A 16,698-nucleotide genomic window follows, 5' to 3' on the forward strand; every position below is an offset into this window, starting at 1 on the left:
GATCCCCCCGACCGAGCTCGAAACGCTTCACTACGCTGGCCTCGGCCCCGAGGACCAGCCCACATTGGAGGCGGCACAGAACCTAGGGTGATTCAAACAGACCAAAAGCATGGTTGATGAAGCTGGCGGTGAATGCGTCACGATTCGTGCCGACGTTCGGAGCAGCACACGAATGGGCGAAGCTATGCGTGAGGCGCTTTTTGAATACGGACGCATCGACATCTGTATCGCCAGCGCTGGTGTAGTGAGCTTCGGTTCGGTGGAGTCTCTTAGCGATCAGCAATGGAGAGCAGTCATCGACACCAACTTGACCGGAACTTTCAACACCGTCCGCGCCATCATTCCACCGATGGTCAAAGCAGGCTACGGACGAATCGTAACGGTGGCCTCTATGGGAGGCCGCGCGGGAGCTCCACGTCTAGGCCACTATGCCGCCTCGAAATGGGGCGTCATAGGTCTCACCAAAACAATCGCTTTGGAGCTTGCCGGGACAGGTGTAACTGCGAATGTTCTCTGTCCCACGACAGTGTCAACCGACATGGTGCACAACCCCGCGATGTACGCGCTCTTCGCTCCCGACCTAGTTAATCCAGACCAGGATCAGGTGCAGTCCCGCTACGCCAGCCTCAACCCCATGCGCGTTCCCTGGATGGATACGTCGGACGTGACCGGCGCAATGCTCTACCTGGTCTCCGGTAATGCCAGATATGTCAGTGGTGCGACCGTCGAGATAAGTGCAGGAGTTTCGGCTCGCCTGCCGTAGCACCTACAACACCCTGTCTCACTAAAGAGCTAGCCGAAACACTTTTCGAGACCAAGAAAAGTGCCAGCCAACACCTTCTCCTCTTGATCGAGCAAAAGCAACTGCAGGAGCTTTAGGCCGTGACCATTGATACACGAATAGCTATCGGAGCCGAGCTCCCGGAGGTCAGCTTCAGCTGGACACCCTCCGACGTCGCGCGATATCACTTGGCAGTGGGTGCGGCGACCGACCCCACCGACAGGGCGGGTCTAGCCTATGTCGATGATGTAGCGCCCAAAGTGCTGCCGTCTTTCGCTACGGTCGCGGCCTCCCTGCACACAACCGAGCCGCCTCAGGTTTCCTTCCCTGGGGTGAATATCGACCTGGCGAAAGTGGTCCACGGTAGCCAACAAGTTGTCGCCCACCGGCCGCTGCCGGCACGCGGCAAAGCGATGACACGCACTCGAATCGCCGCGATTCAAGACAAAGGTTCAGCCGCGGTAATCATCTTGGAAGGCGTCACTAGAGATGAATCTGGGGAACTGCTGTGGACCACACGCTCGTCGATTTTCGCCAAAGGGGAGGGTGGTTTTGGCGGTGAGCGGGGCACTTCGAGAAAAGTTCAATACCCCGACCGGGAGCCCGACTACCGCGTATCTGTGCCGACGCTGCCCCAGCAGGCTCTTCTCTACAGACTTTGCGGGGACCGCAACCCGCTGCATTCGGATCCAGAGTTCGCCGCCAAGGCGGGCTTCACGCGTCCGATCTTGCACGGCTTGTGCACGTACGGGATGGTGTTCCGAGCGATCGTCGATACACTCTGCGGCGGGGACGTGGCCGCAATAGGTGACTTCTCGGCTACTTTCGCCGGCGTTGTGTACCCCGGCGAAGAACTTGTGGTGAGCGTATGGGTAGACGGCGAACAGCTAGTAGCCACTGTCGCGGTGAGTGACCGTGAGGGCGCTCCCGCGTTGGCAAACGTGGTGTGTTCACAAGCTGGGTGACCTCGACACGGGTGCGGCATCGTGGGAACCGGCCTCGGAGAGCGATGCCTGTAGCAGTTGCTGGCGTGCTCGCAAAGGCCGTACAACGGGTAGGTGGGCAGCAGCGCAAGAGTCCCGACAAGCATCTGCGGTCGTCGCCGACCATGCGGTGCCCGCTTACTGGTTGACTGTCCATCCTCCGTCAACGGTCAGTAGTTGGCCGTTGATGTAGGACGCTAACGGCGACAACAGAAACAGGATGGTCCACGCCATTTCCGCCGGATGGCCCATGCGGCCCAGCGGGACTCGACGGATGACCCGGGCTCCAGCGTCTGAGCCGATAAACCCGCTCATCCGCGGCGTGTCGGTCATACCGGGAGCGATCGCGTTTGCTCGGAGCCGTTGCCCATGGTGAACGGCCAGGTGACGGACGTAGCCCAGCACGGCAGCCTTGCTCGCCGCGTACCAGTCGTTCTCAGCTCCGATGCGGGTACCAACGACCGACGAGGTCACTACAGTGGCCGCATTAGCGGGCGGTCCGGCTTCCAACCACTCAGTAGTCAGTCCTCGTACGCTACCCACGCTGATTCGGACCGCGTCATCGAACTCGAGAGCAATGTGCGACGAGGGCCCCGCGTTGTTAACTAGGTATCGAGGGATGCCTACTGTCGCGGCCGTCTCGTTCAGTGCGCTCCGGCGGCTGGCGCTGTCACTGACATCGGCAAGTTGGGTGTGTAGACGTGCTGCAAAGTGTTGCCGACCAACTCCGGCCTGAAGCTGGGCGAGCCCCTCGTCGTCTCGGTCCCACGCAGACACGTGAAGCCCAAGAGATGCGGCGAAGACAGCGGTGGCGCGGCCTATTCCACTCGCGGCGCCCGTGACGATGATGGCGTCTTCGGGTGCAAATCCTAGCGCAATCGTTGAGGGGTCTGTCATAGGGGGCATGTCGGGTCCTTTTTGGATACCTACCTGCAGGGGTGCGATCTCGGCCGAGTAGATGTTCGGCTGCGTTTCTACGTAGGAGTATCGAAACGGGGTGATTTGAGGAGGCCGGTCACTTTGTGCTGCTTTGCTGTTCGCGAAGTTGGCGTTTATGTATTTTGCCGGAGGGGTTGCGGGGTAAGTCATCAACGAACTCGATGTCGCGCGGCACTTTGTAATTGGCGAGACGTGCCCGGCACCAGGCCGCGATGGCGTCTTCGGTGGCTGTGGACGTGGGCTCGGTGACGATCCACGCCTTACCAACTGAGCCTAGCCGGGGGTCGTCAATTCCTACTACCGCACAATCACGGACGTCGGGATGCTCGTGGAGAACGTTCTCTACTTCCGCGGGATAAACGTTGAAACCGCCCGCAGTGTACATGTCTTTGAGGCGATCGGTGATGGTCAGGCAGCCATGCATGTCGAGGTGTCCCACGTCGCCGGTGTGTAGCCATCCATCCGTGTCGATGGCTGTTTTGGTCGCTGCTTCGTCCTCAAAGTAGCCAACCATTACATAGCTTCCGCGGAGCAGAATCTCGCCGTCGTGTCCGGTCCTCTGTTCCACTCCGTCGCTATTTACGATACGAATCTCGATACCGGGTATGGCAGGTCCGGTCGTAGCGGCTATGTGCTCAGGGGCTTCGTTCGGTCGCGATTGGGTCGCTACAACGCATTCGGTCAACCCGTAGGCCTGCGCGACTGTGTTGATGCCGAGGGTTGTTCGCATGTCACGGAACAGCGAGGGTGGGACTGAGGCAGCCCCGGCGATCGAGAACCGCAGGGAGTCAAGATTGTAGAAAGCAAGGTCACGGTGATTGATTAGTGAGATGAACAGGGTGGGTACGCCAGGCAGCACCGTAATTTGGTGTTCATCAATGAGTTGGAGAAGCTCGGTGGGCTCGAATTTGGCAACGGGGTAGATCGTGCAGGCCGCGCTGAGCGCGGCGATTATTCCGGCTTTGTATCCGAAGGCGTGGAAGTAGGGATTAACGGTGGCGTATCGGTCATCGGCGGCGAGTTCGGCGCCGGCCGCCCACGCGGCGGCGACCCCGGTTGTCTGGGCATGAGTGCTCATAACACCTTTGGGATTTCCGGTGGTTCCGGAGGTGAATAGAATGTCACTCAGGGTGTCAGCTTTGACCTGGGCCGTGAAGGCAGCGACATCCGATGGCGGACGGCGGGCGGCGCCGGCACGGAACTCAGACCAGCTAAGAGTCTTCTCATTTCCCTGGGATCGAATGTCGACGAGGGTGGTGAGCGAGGGGAGAGGCCCGTCGGGCTCGGTCGCTTTCCCGCCGCACGCCTCGTTCAGCATTGCCGAGTAGTTTGTTTCAAGGAACCCGTCTGCCAACATGACAAGCTTTGCGCGCGAGCGTTGCAAGATAGCGCATACCTCCGCGCCACGGTAGCGCGTGTTGAGCGGTACCGGCACGACTCCGATGAGGTGGGCGCCCAGTAGAGCGATGATGAACTCAGCGGTGTTGGGCAGCCAGATGGCCACTCGATCGCCAGGTGCTACCCCGCGATCGAGATAGCCTCCGGCGGCTCGCTGGGCCTCTGCCAGCAGTTGCGAGTGGGTCAGTGTGACGGGGCCGTCGACCACCGCAATCGCTTCTGACCATCGTGCGGCATTTCGGTGCAATAACGCTGGGATGGTGGACGTTTCCATCAGAACTCCTTATCCTCGACGAAATACATGTTTCGGGCAGACCGGTGGGCGGCGATCAAGAGCAGGGTCTTATTTGTCGTCAGATCTACCCAGGTAGATCTCGTGCAGCAGAGTGCTTCCGCGATACTTGTCGGGGGGGCCGGATGAGACGACCCGCCCGGAGTCGAGTACCACCACTGAGTCGGCGACCTCAAGCGCGCTGTCAACGAGCTGCTCAACGATGACGACAGCCAGGCCCTCGTCACGCAGTTGGGTAGCTGTCTCGAATACTTCGGCCTGGATCGCTGGTGCTAGTCCGGCTGACGGCTCGTCGAGCAAGAGTATTTTCGGCCGAGCGGCTAAGGCCTGGGCGATAGCGAGCATTTGTTGCTGGCCTCCGGAGAGGCCGCCTGCCTTGTCGCCCCGTTTGCCATGCAGAATCGGAAAGCGTTCATAGGCGGTTGCGAGTGCCTCTTTGCGGTCGTTCGACCTCAAGGACCAGCCCTTTGATGAGTAAGTCCCCAGCAAGAGGTTCTCTTCGACCGTACGGGTGCGAAAGACCCTCTTACCTTCCTGGACAAGTGAGATCCCGGCGGCGGCGCGGCGATGTGCGGGCGTGGCCGTGATGTCGCGATCACCGATGAGTACCGACCCTGTGCGTACGGTGGGCAGCAAGCCGGCGATTCCGGCCATAAGGGAGGTTTTACCTGCTCCGTTACGACCAAGGACAGCGCAAAGCTGTCCCGAGGTGACCGCAAGACTCACCTCGCGCAGCACGGTGACGTCGCGGTATCCGCCAGTAAACTCCCGAACGTGCAACGTCGTCATGGCTGATCTCCTGCGGCGCCGTGGCTGACGCCGAGGTACTCCTGAGAGACCTGGGCGTCATTGCGTATGACTGAGGGAGGACCCTCGACGAGGGTGCGACCTGTAGAGAGAACGTGTACGTGGTCGGCCACACGCATGACGAGGGGGAAGTTGTGCTCGACAAGGATGATGGTGGCGCCCGCTTCACGAACCATGTTCAGCACGTGCTCGAGGCGGGCTAAGTCGGCCTCGTCAAGTCCTGAACCGACCTCGTCAAGCAACAGAACTGCGGGGCGGGCGGCAAGCGAGCGGGCTAGCTCAACCATTCGCCGTGTTCCCAGTGGCAGCGAATCAGCATCTTGATACGCCGCGGCTGTCAATCCCAATGTGTCGAGCAGCTGATGGGCTCGCTCGGTGGCCTCGAGGAGTCGCCGCCGGTGACCGGGTAGCCGAAGCACCGTTTGAGCGAGCGTAGCGGGGTTACCAGCGTAAGCACCGAGCGCTACGAAGTCGGCTGTTGAGACACCCCTTGGCATAATCGGCGTCTGGAAAGTTCGCTGAACGCCGACGTGGGCTACACCATCAACGCTGTGTGCAACTAGATTCGTTCCGTTGGCTGGGTCACCGAGGGTTACCGTTCCCTCGTCGGGTTTCAGAAACCCGTTGATGATGTTGAGGACGGTCGTTTTCCCAGAGCCGTTAGTGCCTATCAGGGCTGTGACCTGGCCAGGTTGTGCCGTGAACGAAACTTCCCTGACAGCGTGATTGCCGCCGAAAGACTTAGAGAGGTTGTCGACGTGGATGGGTCGACCGGGTAGTGAGCCGAGTTCGAGTCTAGCCTCGGTGGCCTCGGAGACGTTCTGGCCCGGGGCCGGCAAGTACCGCGCCAGTCGAGCTCGCGCTAACCCCACGATTCCGTCTGGCAGGGCAATGGCAATTACGGCGAGGAAGAGACCGTAGATGATCAGTTGGTACTGATTAGAGGCAGTGAGCGAATCCTCCGTGAAATGCAAGACTGCTGCGCCCAGTATGGCGCCGTAAATTGATGTGCCGCCGCCAAGTACTGATGCAGCAAGAACCGTGATCGCTAGGCCGAAGGTGAAGGAGTCTGGCGCCACGAACCCGTCCAGCCATGCGAAGAGGGCCCCACCAAGCGCTGGAGCGACGGTGGACAGGGCATACACCTTGAGCTTCGTTCGGTAAACCGAGAGACCGAGTGCGCCGGCAAGTTCAGGACTCTGCCGCAATACTAGAAAGCTCGTTCCGTGCGGTGAGAGAATGATATTCCGGACGATGAGAAACCAGGCCGCAGTGACGAGAACGATGACGATGTAGTACCCATAGGCCCCGATCTGCGCGCCGAAGAACGTGGCTCGGTCCACAGCCATCCCGTCGCCGCCCGCTGTCCAGCGCTGGAAGATCTGTATCAGATTAGGCACTATCAGCACCAGGAAGAATGTGACCATCGCCAGCGGCCATCCTGATAAACGGAGGCTCGGCACTCCGGTGAGTAGACCGACTGCCAGGGCCACCGCTATCACCACTGCAATGCCGACGAATAGATCCGTTTGTCCTAGGGACATGCCGACGAATCCTGCTACGTAGGCGCCAATAGCGTAGAACGCGACCTGGCCGACAGCGAGCTCACCGGCATAGCCAAGGACCAGGTTCAGTCCGGACACCATCAATGCAAGTACCGCAATGAGCATGATGTGCCGGGCGCCGGTCGCATTGATGAGGCCAAATGATGGACCGATCAGTAGAACAAGGAGCAAGATGACGGGAAAGTAGGTGAACAGTTTCTTAATTGCGTGCATTCTATACCGCCCTTTGTGCGGGAGCCCCGAAGAATCCGCTTGGCTTGATCAGCAAGATGACGAGTAGTAGGGCAAATATCATGACTTGCGCGTACTCAGCTCCCAGATACCGGGCGCTAATAGCGCCGAGTAGGCCGGTGGCAAACCCGCCGATGAGACCGCCCAACTGATTGCCAGCGCCACCTATGACGACCGCGACAATTCCCAAGATCGCAAGGGAATGTCCTAGGTTGGGGTCAGCATAGGTGTTGCCTGCCACAAAAAGGCCGAGCCCTCCGGCGACTGCCCCGGAGAGAGCGAAGGCCCCCATCCCGATCCCTTGAGCGTTTACTCCACGTGCCGTTGCGGCGTTGGAATCCTCTGCGCTGGCCAATGCCCCCAAGCCGATCATCGTCCGCGAGGTCATTAGGTGTAGGCCGACCGCGACGACGACGACCAGCGCCATGATGAGCAGATCGTTGGGACGGACGAGTCCACCGAGTAGTTGCACTGTGTTACCGCTGAGAACGGTGTCCACGGTTTTGGGCTGGTCACCGTAGATCACAATGATGATGCCCTCGATGACTTGACTGATGCCGATCGTGACTATGAGCGCAGTAAGATGCCGATGCTGTGCAATTAAACGGCGAAGTGCGATTAGTTCTATCGCGGCGCTGAGGGCCGCCAAGATCAATGCACCCAAGAGAACCGCTAAAGGCCATGGGATTCCCACCTGCATCGTCAGCGTGTAGGCGATGTAAGTGCTGGCGGCGACAATGAAAGCGTAGGTGAAATTCACAACGGACGCCGAGAGAAGAACGATGTTGTATCCGACTGCCACCAGCGCATAGAGACTTCCTAATACAAGGCCCTGCCAGATGGTGGTCATGAGGAACTTCCTGGTACGTACATACCCTGATCATCGAAGGCGCCAGGCTCGATGTAGACAAAAGTTTGAGGTGGGGCGATTGGGAAGTGGTTCTCGGGTGTGTATCGATAAATGTTCGGCCCTTTAGAGTCTGTTACCCACGGTGTAGCACCTTCGCCGGCTATAGGCAGTTCGTAGAGAGCCTGAACGAGGGATTGGGTGTCAGTCTTGCCCCCATTATGCTCAGCGGCGTAACTCACCAACTGGACCGTTGCCGCTGCAACGGCGGGCATCCGCACCCCAGTCTCCGGCAAAGACTTCCCTTCGGGTGTCGCTTTCACCTGAGAGATGAAGTCGTCCATCTCTGCTGGGGTCCGACCCTCATCAACCGTCCAATTTGCCTGGATCACTCGGATGCCGTCGAGCTGGGTTGATGAGAAATTGTCTACAAAAGGATAGGTAGCGGAAAGTTGGGTGGAAAAACTGGGAATAGTCCATCGCATGCCAGCGCGAGATCGGATGATGTACTGCACCGGAGCTCCGTAACCCTCGAAGATCAGCGCGTCTGGCTCGCCGGCCTGTAGCTGCGCTAGCTGAGGTGTTACGTCAAGCGCACTTGGCGGGAAGCCCACCGATTGGAACTCAAGTCCTGCCGCCTGGACGTCACGCCGGTAACCGGCCTCTGTTGCCTGGCCAGTTGGATCGGTGGAGAAGATCATCGCGATCTTGGTGAAATCTCGCTCTTTTGCGACGTCGACGAAGGGCGGGATGTAGGCAGCAGTTGGCTCCGCGGTACCGAAGTGGAAGGGGAACTCCGCAGGATTGTTGAGCTTAGAAGCGACAGCCGCGCCGACGCTGAGGATCCCTGAGCGAGTGGTGATGGGTAGCAGCGACAGTGCGACCGCCGACGAACCTCCTGGATAGACCAGACTTGGTGCGGCACCAGAGTTGATGCGCTCTTGAAGGGCGCTCACCGCTTTGGTCGGATCGTTCTGGTCGTTGTTTACGTCCAGGACCACCGGGCGTCCTCCGATCCCGCCGGCCTGGTTGGCCTGCTCGACTGCGACCTTCATCCCAGAAAGCAGGCCCCGGTTGAGTGTGGCTGTCGCTCCAGTCAAGTCGGCGGTGAAGAACACCCGAAACGGACCGCTCGAGTCCGACTCCTCTCCCAATCGTGGGCCACCACACCCTGCTGTCACCACCATCACGGCCAACAGCATCGCCACCCAAGTTGAAGTCGACCTGCCTATCTGGGCACCCACTACATAGTTCCTTCCCAACCAAATGCTTGCTTGGTGGTTACCATACATGTTGGACGAGCTCGTGTACCAAGAAATGTCGGCCGTTCTTTCTGCCAGCTTGTTTGCAAGCTGGCACGCGACGCGCGTTCGTCAAGAACTGCAGAGCACTGACCGCCGAAGGGGAGTCGACCAATGGATGCGAGACTACAAACTTTCTCGACCCGACTTAACGAGAATCTGATCAGAGAAATCAAAATTTGTGCTGCCCGTAAGAACCTTACGGTTCAGCAGATAGTCGATGAGGCGCTCCGACATTGGCTCGATGTTCACAGATCCACAGAACCAGACCACCTGGAGTCGCCCGGTTGAACGCGGCTGGCTATCTGAATCAACGGTGTCGCAATTGTGAACCATTCGTAGACATTGAATAGCCGGTACTCGAGCTTGTGTCAGCATTAATTCTTGTCAGACTGAACGAGGCTGGATTAGAGCGCACAGCACAGGAAGTGGAAACACTAATGGCAACAGAACGACGAAACGCCCACCCGCAGGACGGCGTCGCCCGTCGTGGCTGGAGCGTGGGGACGCGAGCTACGATGGTGCTGGCCGCCCTCACCGTAGTGCTAGCGGTCGCGCATCTGTGGTGGTCAATTCCGGCGTGGGATGTGTGGGTGGCCGGCGGGTTGACACTCGCTGCGTTCGTCGTGGCCCTGGTCCGACGAGCACACCGCTCCGCCAAGCTCGAAGAGGAGCTCTATTGAGGGTGTCGCCCCGCAGCCGGAAGCCGGCGGCCCGCGGTTGCGGATTAAATGACTTGGGCTGTCGTGGATGATGTTCCCGACTACCGCCGAGCACGCGCGTTCATCGAACAACGCCTGAATGCTTATGTCAGCCTGCGTAGGTGAACACCTGTCTCCCAATGATTTTCGAGTGCCGATAATAGATATTATGACATTTTCGCAGGCAGGGGCTTCACTATGGACCTAACCGCGACCGCCGAACCAACGACGCGTCGCCGCATCTCAACTACCTGTCACTAGTCCCAGGTGCGCTGTCATACGACAGACGGTCGGTAATCCGTCGTCGATCACGTCGCGCTGACGCCTAGTGCTGAATTGCTGGGCCGGGCCGCTCTGAGCCGATGCTTGCCATCACCTGCGCTCCGTCGATGTACCGAACCACGACGACGGCGGTGAGTCGTGGTTCTGCCGCCGCCGCCGTTGGTGTTGATTCATCACGTGTCGCACGCTGGTGCGTCATACCGACAGTCATTCGGATGACGCTTATGCTCAACGACCTACTCTGCGAATGTTCCACTCCCAGTTGGGGAAGTCTGTCTCGAGTTGGCTGATCCGTTCGGCCGGGAGGCGACCCCTTCGGTACTCTGTTCGGCGTTTGGCCACCCAGGTGCCAATCGGGAATCCGTCGATCGTCGCGTGGCGGGGTGGTGAGCTGGAACCGTGTACGGCGACGTAGCGGTGCAAGTGGTCCAGGCCGACGTCGAACGGCGCTCTCGCCCGAAGGTTCCATTTCCAGTCGGGGAACTCTACTTCGATTTGGTGGACGCGTTCGGGGGGCATCTGTCCGGCCCTGTACTCGGCTCGGCGGCTGGCGACCCAGGTACCAACGGGGAATCCGTCGATCGTCTCGTGCCGGCGGGCGTTGCTGGTGCCCTCGGCAGCAGCGTAGCGGCGCAGATTGGCCAGGCCGGCGTCGAAGGACGTCCGGGCGTTCGTCTTCCACTGCCAGTCGGGGAACTCGGACTCGAGGCGCACGATCCGCTCGGCCGACAGCCGACCCCGCTGGTAGTCGTTGCGGCGGGTGTTGACCCACCTGCCGATCGGGAATCCGTCGATGACGTCGCGCTGGCGGGGGTTGCTGGTGCCGTGCGCGGCCCGGTACCGGTGCAGATGGGCAATGCCCTCGTCGAATCGGCTGGCCACGGTCGTAGTGTGCCCGCCGAAGCGACGGAGGCGCTATACGGTTCTTGTGTGGCGGTGGAGGAGAACGATCCGAAGCACAACCCGGAGTCCTTGACTTTGTCTGCGGCCGCCAAGGAGGCCGGCGTCCGAGTGCAGGTGTTGCAGATGCTGATTCAGGATCGAAAGATTACAGCTGGGATCGCGCGTACCCGGAACGGGCACGCGTACTTGCATCGCGACCATCTGCCGACCTGGTCCCAGATTGAGGCCACTCTGGCGAGCATGTATGTCGAGCGGTTGACCCGAACGGACGCTGCGTTGAGAGCTGTTGAGACCGAAGTCGAAGCTCTCCGCAACGACCTCACCGAGGCCCAGGAACACCCCGATGCTCCCCTCGGCGACGATCTCCTCGAGGTGACGAAGAATCCCTACGACAGGACCGTGAGCACGCGGACCATGTCGGGGGCGATCGCGAAGTTCAGGGACGCCGTGATCGACCTGGGCGATGCCCGGCGGCATCTCGACGACGTGCGGCGCACGGTGTGACCCCCTCGCCCGTAGACACGGAAAGATGCCCCTCTGGGGTTGGAATCCCGTCAGGGGCGCCTCTCATCGCATCAGCGTTGCTCCTGTGAGGAACCCATGGCATCGGCATACCGACCACGGGCTGTGCGGCCCTCCCTCGACGAACCCCGGGTTGGAATCCGGGTGCCGAAGCGCTGATAGCGCTCTACGTTCTGTGCTGCAACGCACCGCCGTCGACACGCCGCTACGATCGAGCGGATGCGCGGCCAGGCCGCCGGACTGGCCACCGCGCCCAGGCGACGGGCCTCGGCCCCGGCCTCGAAGGAGCGAGCAGTGGAGCCGATCACCCAGGCCGAACGCCAGCTCCTCGCTGGTGCAACTGCAGCAGGACGGTGCAATCTCCTAACACCAGCTGAACAAGCTGAACCGGAGTGGGGGCTGGCCGAAGCCGCCGCCACTTGGGGTGAAGACCGGCAGATACGTGCCGACTACCTCCGCCACCTGCTGGTCGATCAGCAGTTGCCCGTTCACCTGACCGGCGCTCGCATCGACGGCATCCTTAACCTGACCGGTCACACGCTCACCCTCAGTCTCCCCCGCTGCATCCTCACTGGAGCCGCCTGGTTCGACGGGGCGACGTTCGACCGGGACGCCCGGTTCGAGGGGGCCACGTTCACCGGGGAGGCCAAGTTCAACACGGCGACGTTCACCGGGGACGCCTGGTTCGGCGGGGCGACGTTCGACCGGGACGCCCGGTTCGAGGGGGCCACGATTACCGGGGCGGCCAAGTTCAACACGGCGACGTTCACCGGGGACGCCCGGTTCGACGCGGCGACGTTCACCGGGGGCCACCTGGTTCGGCGGGGCGACGTTCGACCGGGACGCCCGGTTCGACGGGGCGACGTTCACCAGGGACGCCTGGTTCCGCAATGCGACGTTCGCCCGGGACGCCAAGTTCAACAGGGCGACGTTCACCGGGGCCGCCTGGTTCGACGGGGCGACGTTCACCGGGGCCGCCTGGTTCGAAGATGCGACGTTCACCGGGGCCGCCGTGTTCCGCGAGGCGACGTTCCCCAGAGCCGCCTGGTTCGACGGGGTGACGTTCACCGGCGCCGCCTGGTTCAACGAGGCGACGTTCACCGGGGTCGCCCAGTTCGTCGAGGCGACGTTCACCAGGGACGCCTGGTTCCGCAATGCGACGTTCACCGGGGACGCCTGGTTCGACGCGGCGACGTTCACCGGGGCCACCCAGTTCGACGGGGCGACGTTCACCGAGGACGCCTGGTTCCGCGGGGCGACGTTCACCGATGCCGCCTGGTTCCGCGGGGCGACGTTCACCGAGGCCGCCTGGTTCAACGAGGCGACGTTCACCAGGGCCGCCTGGTTCGACGGGGCGACGTTCACCGGGGACGCCCGGTTCGGTGGGTCCCGGTGGCGCACGCTTGGCTGGTCGCGCACGGTCTGGGAGACCGCTTCGGTGGAATCGGCGGGGTTGGTGGCCGTCGAGATCCTGCTCGATCGGGCGGTGTTCGAGCAGCCGGTACGGCTAGAACTGGTGGCGGGGAGAGTCAGCATGGAGCGCATGCGAGCCACCGAGCGTCTGCACTTGGTTGTGGCTGGTGCGCATGTGAGCCTCGAAGATGCCGACTTCGCCGAAGGCTCACTCATCGACGCCGCACCAGTCCAGGTACCAACCACTGTTAACGAGACCAGCGGGAACGAAGTTCAAGAACAGCAGCTGCAGGAGTCTGGCACCGGTAGGTGGGTGTTCATAGCGCCTTTCGACATATCGGCCCTCGATCCGGAACAGCGCCTCTCTCGTAGTCTCATGTACGCCTCGCTATTTCTCGAGGCTGACCTCAGCACCGCCCTCAATCACACGCCAACGGCCTCGGTGACTTCGCTGCGGCGGACGCATGTCGCCGGAACCACGCTTTCCGGGATGGACCTGAGGGCCTGCACCTTCACCGGCGCCGACGGCCTCGACAAGCTAGTCATCGCCGGCGATGACATCCTGACCAACCACCGCGGAGAGAAGGACATGATGCGGGCGTGGCCCGCTCGCGGACGGAAGTGGTGGCGGACGAGCCGACGCGTCTTATACGACGAACACGCCGTTCGTCAGCTGCACCCAGCCGCTAGCGACACCGCTGGGACCGGCGAGACGACGCTCGCCACCGATGAACTCGCTTCCACGCCACCCGTCCCCGGCAGGCTTATGCGCTGGCAAGTGACCCCGGAGTCCCAGGCCCCGGGCGCCCTCGTCGAACCAGCCGGCCCCGGTGAACTCGCTGCCACGCCGACCGCACCACTGACGTATCGCAGCGTGTCCGCCACCTACCGATCCCTCCGCAAAGCGCTCGAAGACAGCAAAGATGAACCCGGCGCCGCCGACTTCTACTACGGCGAGATGACAATGCGACGCCTCGCCGCGACACCGCTCTCTGCGGAACGGTGGCTACTCACCTTGTACTGGCTGATCGCCGGGTACGGGCTACGCGCGTGGCGGGCCCTGGCCATTCTCGTTGTGGTGATTGCGGTCGCGGGCTGGTGTTTCACCAATGACGCTTGGGCGGTCAAGACGGTGACCAAGACGCCTACGTCCGTGAACCTCAATTCCGGGGTCATCACGTCGTCCGCATCGACGGCGGATGGGTTATCGCTGATGCGATCCTGGTTGTTCGCCGCCCAGGAAGCTGTCGTCCCCTTCCGGCCCGCTGGACTGTCGGGAGTCACCCTCACAAGCTGGGGGCACCTCATCGACATCGCCGTTCGCATCCTCGGACCGGTCATGCTCGCGCTTGCGATCCTGTCCGTGCGCAACCGCACCAAGCGCTGATCTTGTGGATGATCCACACCTGGCCGCGCCCTAACGGGCCTCTGACTTGCGCGAAAGTTCAAGGATGCTGTGTCCGAACTCGGCGAAGCTCGCCGCATTTCGACGACGTGCGCCGAACAGTGTGACCCGCTCCCCTACCTGGGACGACCGTCTTGCCGGCCCGGCGGGCGATGTCGAACCGTGCGCCTAGAATCCGACAGGTGGGAAATGCGGACACCGAAGCGCGGATTCTTGCTGAGGCGTACCGCGGGACGAAAAGCCATGTGGCATACCTCGATGAGTCGTACCAGGCTCCCGATCCGGTCGCTGCCCACCGTTCCACGTTCTATCTGTTCACCGCAGTGATCGTCGCGCACGACAGCATGGACGAACTTCGCGAGGGCCTGCGAGAGATAGCGGATTCGAACTGGTGGCACACCACCGATGCGTTGCAGGAGTCCGGGGGGTTAGACGCTACGAGGGACATGCTGGACTTCCTCGCCGAAGGCGGCGAGGCGTGTGTGGTTGCCCACCAAGTACCTGTCGATAGTTCCGATCACGACGCCGAAGACGCGCGGCGCGCCTGCTATCGCGCGCTGGGGTCCGAGCTCGCCGGAGGGAGGCCTGGCGGGTGGGACCCAGTGGAGTTGTTCGTGCTCGAACGACGAAACCAGAACAACTTCCGCAACAAGGATGTGAAGAACCACAAGGAGTTGGTGCAGGAGAAAGCCGTCCCCCGACACACCCGCCTACTCCAGACATCCCCATCGGTCGAGCGCCTACTGTGGCTACCCGACCTCGTGTCCGCGGCATACCGTCGGACCATTACGCACAGCGACGCCAGCAGCAAGCTGTTCGACATCGTGGAACCACGAGTCCACTTCATCCACGTAACACCCTGAGGGCAGAGGGGTCGATCGACGACCCTAGAAAAAAGAGCAGCCCCTGGCTGCCGTAGCTACACCGAGGGGCCTGATCGACTGTCCGGGAAAACACCAGAGGGCCGATTCATTGCTCGCAGCCATAATAACAACATCACCGTGGGAAGTCATCCCGCGTCGCGTTACACCCAAATCTTTCCTAGAACAGGCCCGGGGGATACGTTAGCGTAGTGTCATAGGGGGCGCTAGCGGAAGGTCTAAAGTAATCACTTCATCATCATCTCCATGTATAGACGGGCTGGAGGACGTGTGAACGCTCCTGACGTAGCCCTCCAACTCGCCCGGACCCGCCGACTCCGTGGCGGCGGCGCTCCACTACGTCGTGCCTTCGTCCTTCTGCCAGGACCAGGAGCGAAGGGACCCCTGCAGTCACTCCTCAGCAGCAAATCGAGCGGCGGCGGCGGTGGACGGGGCGGCGGCACCCGGCTCGCGCTCTTGCTCTCGATCTTGTGGGTCAGTTCGGAGGGCGACCACAGCAGTCAGCGGCCGGCCCGCTTCTGGGCCCAGCTGCTAGGCCTGGGAGATGCCGAGCAAGGCGTCCGCGTGGTGGGCGCGAACCTCCGCGAACTCGAGCGGCGAGGCTTCATCAGCCTCGAGCGGGCGGGTGAGAACGAACCACCCATCGTCCGCCTACTGAACGAGACCCTGACCCGCGAGCCCTACACCGTCCCCGCGTTGGACGGCGATTCTTACTTCCGGATCCCGGAAACGCTCTGGACGTCAGGCGCGCTGGCGAGGCTCGACGGGCCATCACTGGCGATCTACCTGATCCTCCTCTACTACTACCGGCCGGGTCGCCCCGGCGTCTGGTTCTCTCCGCCGGCATTCCATGCGAAGCACGGGCTTTCCGAGGCCACCCGACTGAAGGGCATCGCCGGGCTAGAGAAGCAGGGGATCATCACGACCTCGTGGGAACCCGTCGACCGGGTCGGCGGCACCCTGAACCGCACCTACAGACGCCGCCGCCTCGAACTCACGCCCCAGTACGCCCCTCCAGCTAGTTTCGGGCGGCCCGTCGAACGCAGCACCGGCACCTGATGCGATTCGTGCGGTACACTGGTCCACGGTGCGGGATCGCGATTCACGATGATCAGAGTCCCCGTCCCGGCGATGGTGCTCCGCAGTCCACCGTATGGGCTGAGAACGGACCAGGAACCCTAGCCGCAGACGACAAAACACCCCGGACAGCTCCCGTTCCTGCGGGAGCTGTGCGCGTTTTACCAGGTAGAAGGGCTAGGCAGCCCCGCTGGAGCAGGCGGGCTGAGCCACGGTGACCGGTCATGCGGACCGATTTCAAGCCGGGATCGAGCACTTGCACCGATATGTCGCCGTGCACGGTTCCAGCTCACCACCCCGCGGCGCGACGATCGACGGGTTCGCGATCGGTCAGTGGGTTGTCAACCGCCGTGCCGAGTACCGGCGGGGC

General features: G+C 61.7%; 15 protein-coding genes and 2 pseudogenes. 9 read left to right on the forward strand and 8 right to left on the reverse strand.

What is annotated here, in order from left to right; genetic code table 11:
• Nucleotides 1–109: 109 nt before the first annotated feature.
• Both ACFVHY_RS24135 and ACFVHY_RS24140 read left to right on the forward strand, forming a co-directional pair.
• Nucleotides 110–763: an SDR family oxidoreductase gene (locus ACFVHY_RS24135; protein WP_390275880.1), complete on the forward strand. Its 654-nt coding sequence runs from the start codon at nt 110–112 to the stop codon at nt 761–763.
• Nucleotides 764–882: 119 nt separating this feature from the next.
• On the forward strand, nt 883–1,746 hold the full coding sequence (locus ACFVHY_RS24140) for a MaoC/PaaZ C-terminal domain-containing protein (RefSeq protein ID WP_390275881.1): 864 nt from the start codon (nt 883–885) through the stop codon (nt 1,744–1,746).
• A 156-nt stretch (nt 1,747–1,902) separates the two neighbouring features.
• On the opposite strand, the gene ACFVHY_RS24145 is transcribed toward ACFVHY_RS24140, so the two are convergent.
• From ACFVHY_RS24145 to ACFVHY_RS24175, 7 genes are all read right to left on the reverse strand, one after another.
• Nucleotides 1,903–2,853, reverse strand: coding sequence for an SDR family NAD(P)-dependent oxidoreductase (locus ACFVHY_RS24145; RefSeq protein ID WP_390275882.1), 951 nt, complete (start codon nt 2,851–2,853; stop codon nt 1,903–1,905).
• Complete coding sequence (locus tag ACFVHY_RS24150) at nt 2,780–4,375, reverse strand: AMP-binding protein (protein WP_390275883.1); 1,596 nt, start codon at nt 4,373–4,375, stop codon at nt 2,780–2,782. The genes ACFVHY_RS24145 and ACFVHY_RS24150 overlap by 74 nt, the downstream gene beginning before the upstream one ends.
• A gap of 69 nt (nt 4,376–4,444) precedes the next feature.
• Complete coding sequence (locus ACFVHY_RS24155; RefSeq protein WP_390275884.1) at nt 4,445–5,182, reverse strand: ABC transporter ATP-binding protein; 738 nt, start codon at nt 5,180–5,182, stop codon at nt 4,445–4,447.
• The gene (locus ACFVHY_RS24160) at nt 5,179–6,978 is read right to left on the reverse strand and encodes an ATP-binding cassette domain-containing protein (RefSeq protein ID WP_390275885.1); all 1,800 of its coding nucleotides are present in this window, start codon (nt 6,976–6,978) and stop codon (nt 5,179–5,181) included. Before ACFVHY_RS24160 ends, ACFVHY_RS24155 begins: the two co-directional genes overlap by 4 nt.
• Before the next feature lies 1 nt (nt 6,979).
• A complete protein-coding gene (locus tag ACFVHY_RS24165; RefSeq protein WP_390275886.1) occupies nt 6,980–7,846 on the reverse strand; it encodes a branched-chain amino acid ABC transporter permease in 867 nt (288 codons plus the stop codon).
• Nucleotides 7,843–9,045 carry an ABC transporter substrate-binding protein gene (locus ACFVHY_RS24170; protein WP_390275892.1) on the reverse strand — a complete coding sequence of 401 codons (1,203 nt, stop codon included), beginning with the start codon at nt 9,043–9,045 and terminating at the stop codon, nt 7,843–7,845. Before ACFVHY_RS24170 ends, ACFVHY_RS24165 begins: the two co-directional genes overlap by 4 nt.
• 1,310 nt (nt 9,046–10,355) lie before the next feature.
• Nucleotides 10,356–11,009, reverse strand: a complete 654-nt coding sequence (locus tag ACFVHY_RS24175; protein WP_390275887.1) for a helicase associated domain-containing protein — start codon at nt 11,007–11,009, stop codon at nt 10,356–10,358.
• Between the two features lie 48 nt (nt 11,010–11,057).
• On the opposite strand from ACFVHY_RS24175, the gene ACFVHY_RS24180 reads away from it, so the two are divergent.
• Nucleotides 11,058–11,534, forward strand: a complete 477-nt coding sequence (locus tag ACFVHY_RS24180) for a hypothetical protein (protein WP_390275888.1) — start codon at nt 11,058–11,060, stop codon at nt 11,532–11,534.
• Nucleotides 11,535–11,915: 381 nt separating this feature from the next.
• Here ACFVHY_RS24180 and ACFVHY_RS24185 read toward each other — a convergent pair whose 3' ends face one another.
• Nucleotides 11,916–12,089, reverse strand: coding sequence for a hypothetical protein (locus tag ACFVHY_RS24185; protein ID WP_390275889.1), 174 nt, complete (start codon nt 12,087–12,089; stop codon nt 11,916–11,918).
• On the opposite strand from ACFVHY_RS24185, the pseudogene ACFVHY_RS24190 reads away from it, so the two are divergent.
• The 6 genes and pseudogenes from ACFVHY_RS24190 to ACFVHY_RS24215 form a co-directional block, all read left to right on the forward strand.
• A pseudogene (locus ACFVHY_RS24190) lies at nt 12,033–12,305 on the forward strand (pentapeptide repeat-containing protein); the annotation flags it as partial. The gene ACFVHY_RS24185 and the pseudogene ACFVHY_RS24190 overlap by 57 nt on opposite strands.
• Before the next feature lie 76 nt (nt 12,306–12,381).
• A pseudogene (locus ACFVHY_RS24195) lies at nt 12,382–12,636 on the forward strand (pentapeptide repeat-containing protein); the annotation flags it as partial.
• Nucleotides 12,610–14,352, forward strand: a complete 1,743-nt coding sequence (locus tag ACFVHY_RS24200) for a pentapeptide repeat-containing protein (protein ID WP_390275893.1) — start codon at nt 12,610–12,612, stop codon at nt 14,350–14,352. The pseudogene ACFVHY_RS24195 and the gene ACFVHY_RS24200, both read left to right, overlap by 27 nt.
• Nucleotides 14,353–14,552: 200 nt before the next feature.
• A complete protein-coding gene (locus tag ACFVHY_RS24205) occupies nt 14,553–15,233 on the forward strand; it encodes a hypothetical protein (protein ID WP_390275890.1) in 681 nt (226 codons plus the stop codon).
• Between the two features lie 486 nt (nt 15,234–15,719).
• A complete protein-coding gene (locus tag ACFVHY_RS24210; protein ID WP_390275891.1) occupies nt 15,720–16,310 on the forward strand; it encodes a hypothetical protein in 591 nt (196 codons plus the stop codon).
• Between the two features lie 232 nt (nt 16,311–16,542).
• On the forward strand, nt 16,543–16,698 hold a 156-nt coding region (locus ACFVHY_RS24215; RefSeq protein ID WP_390275894.1), incomplete at its 3' end, for a helicase associated domain-containing protein.

The sequence above is a fragment of the Gordonia sp. NPDC127522 genome, from assembly GCF_042672305.1.
In the GTDB taxonomy this organism is placed as follows: domain Bacteria; phylum Actinomycetota; class Actinomycetes; order Mycobacteriales; family Mycobacteriaceae; genus Gordonia; species Gordonia hongkongensis.

Excerpts from the sequence above, each read along its gene's own strand:
- ACFVHY_RS24155 (WP_390275884.1), bottom strand. The coding sequence starts at position 5,182 with ATGACGACGTTGCACGTTCGGGAGTTTACTGGCGGATACCGCGACGTC.
- ACFVHY_RS24170 (WP_390275892.1), bottom strand. The coding sequence starts at position 9,045 with ATGCTGTTGGCCGTGATGGTGGTGACAGCAGGGTGTGGTGGCCCACGA.
- ACFVHY_RS24145 (WP_390275882.1), bottom strand. The coding sequence starts at position 2,853 with ATGACTTACCCCGCAACCCCTCCGGCAAAATACATAAACGCCAACTTC.
- ACFVHY_RS24165 (WP_390275886.1), bottom strand. The coding sequence starts at position 7,846 with ATGACCACCATCTGGCAGGGCCTTGTATTAGGAAGTCTCTATGCGCTG.
- ACFVHY_RS24160 (WP_390275885.1), bottom strand. The coding sequence starts at position 6,978 with ATGCACGCAATTAAGAAACTGTTCACCTACTTTCCCGTCATCTTGCTC.
- ACFVHY_RS24135 (WP_390275880.1), top strand. The coding sequence starts at position 110 with ATGGTTGATGAAGCTGGCGGTGAATGCGTCACGATTCGTGCCGACGTT.
- ACFVHY_RS24150 (WP_390275883.1), bottom strand. The coding sequence starts at position 4,375 with ATGGAAACGTCCACCATCCCAGCGTTATTGCACCGAAATGCCGCACGA.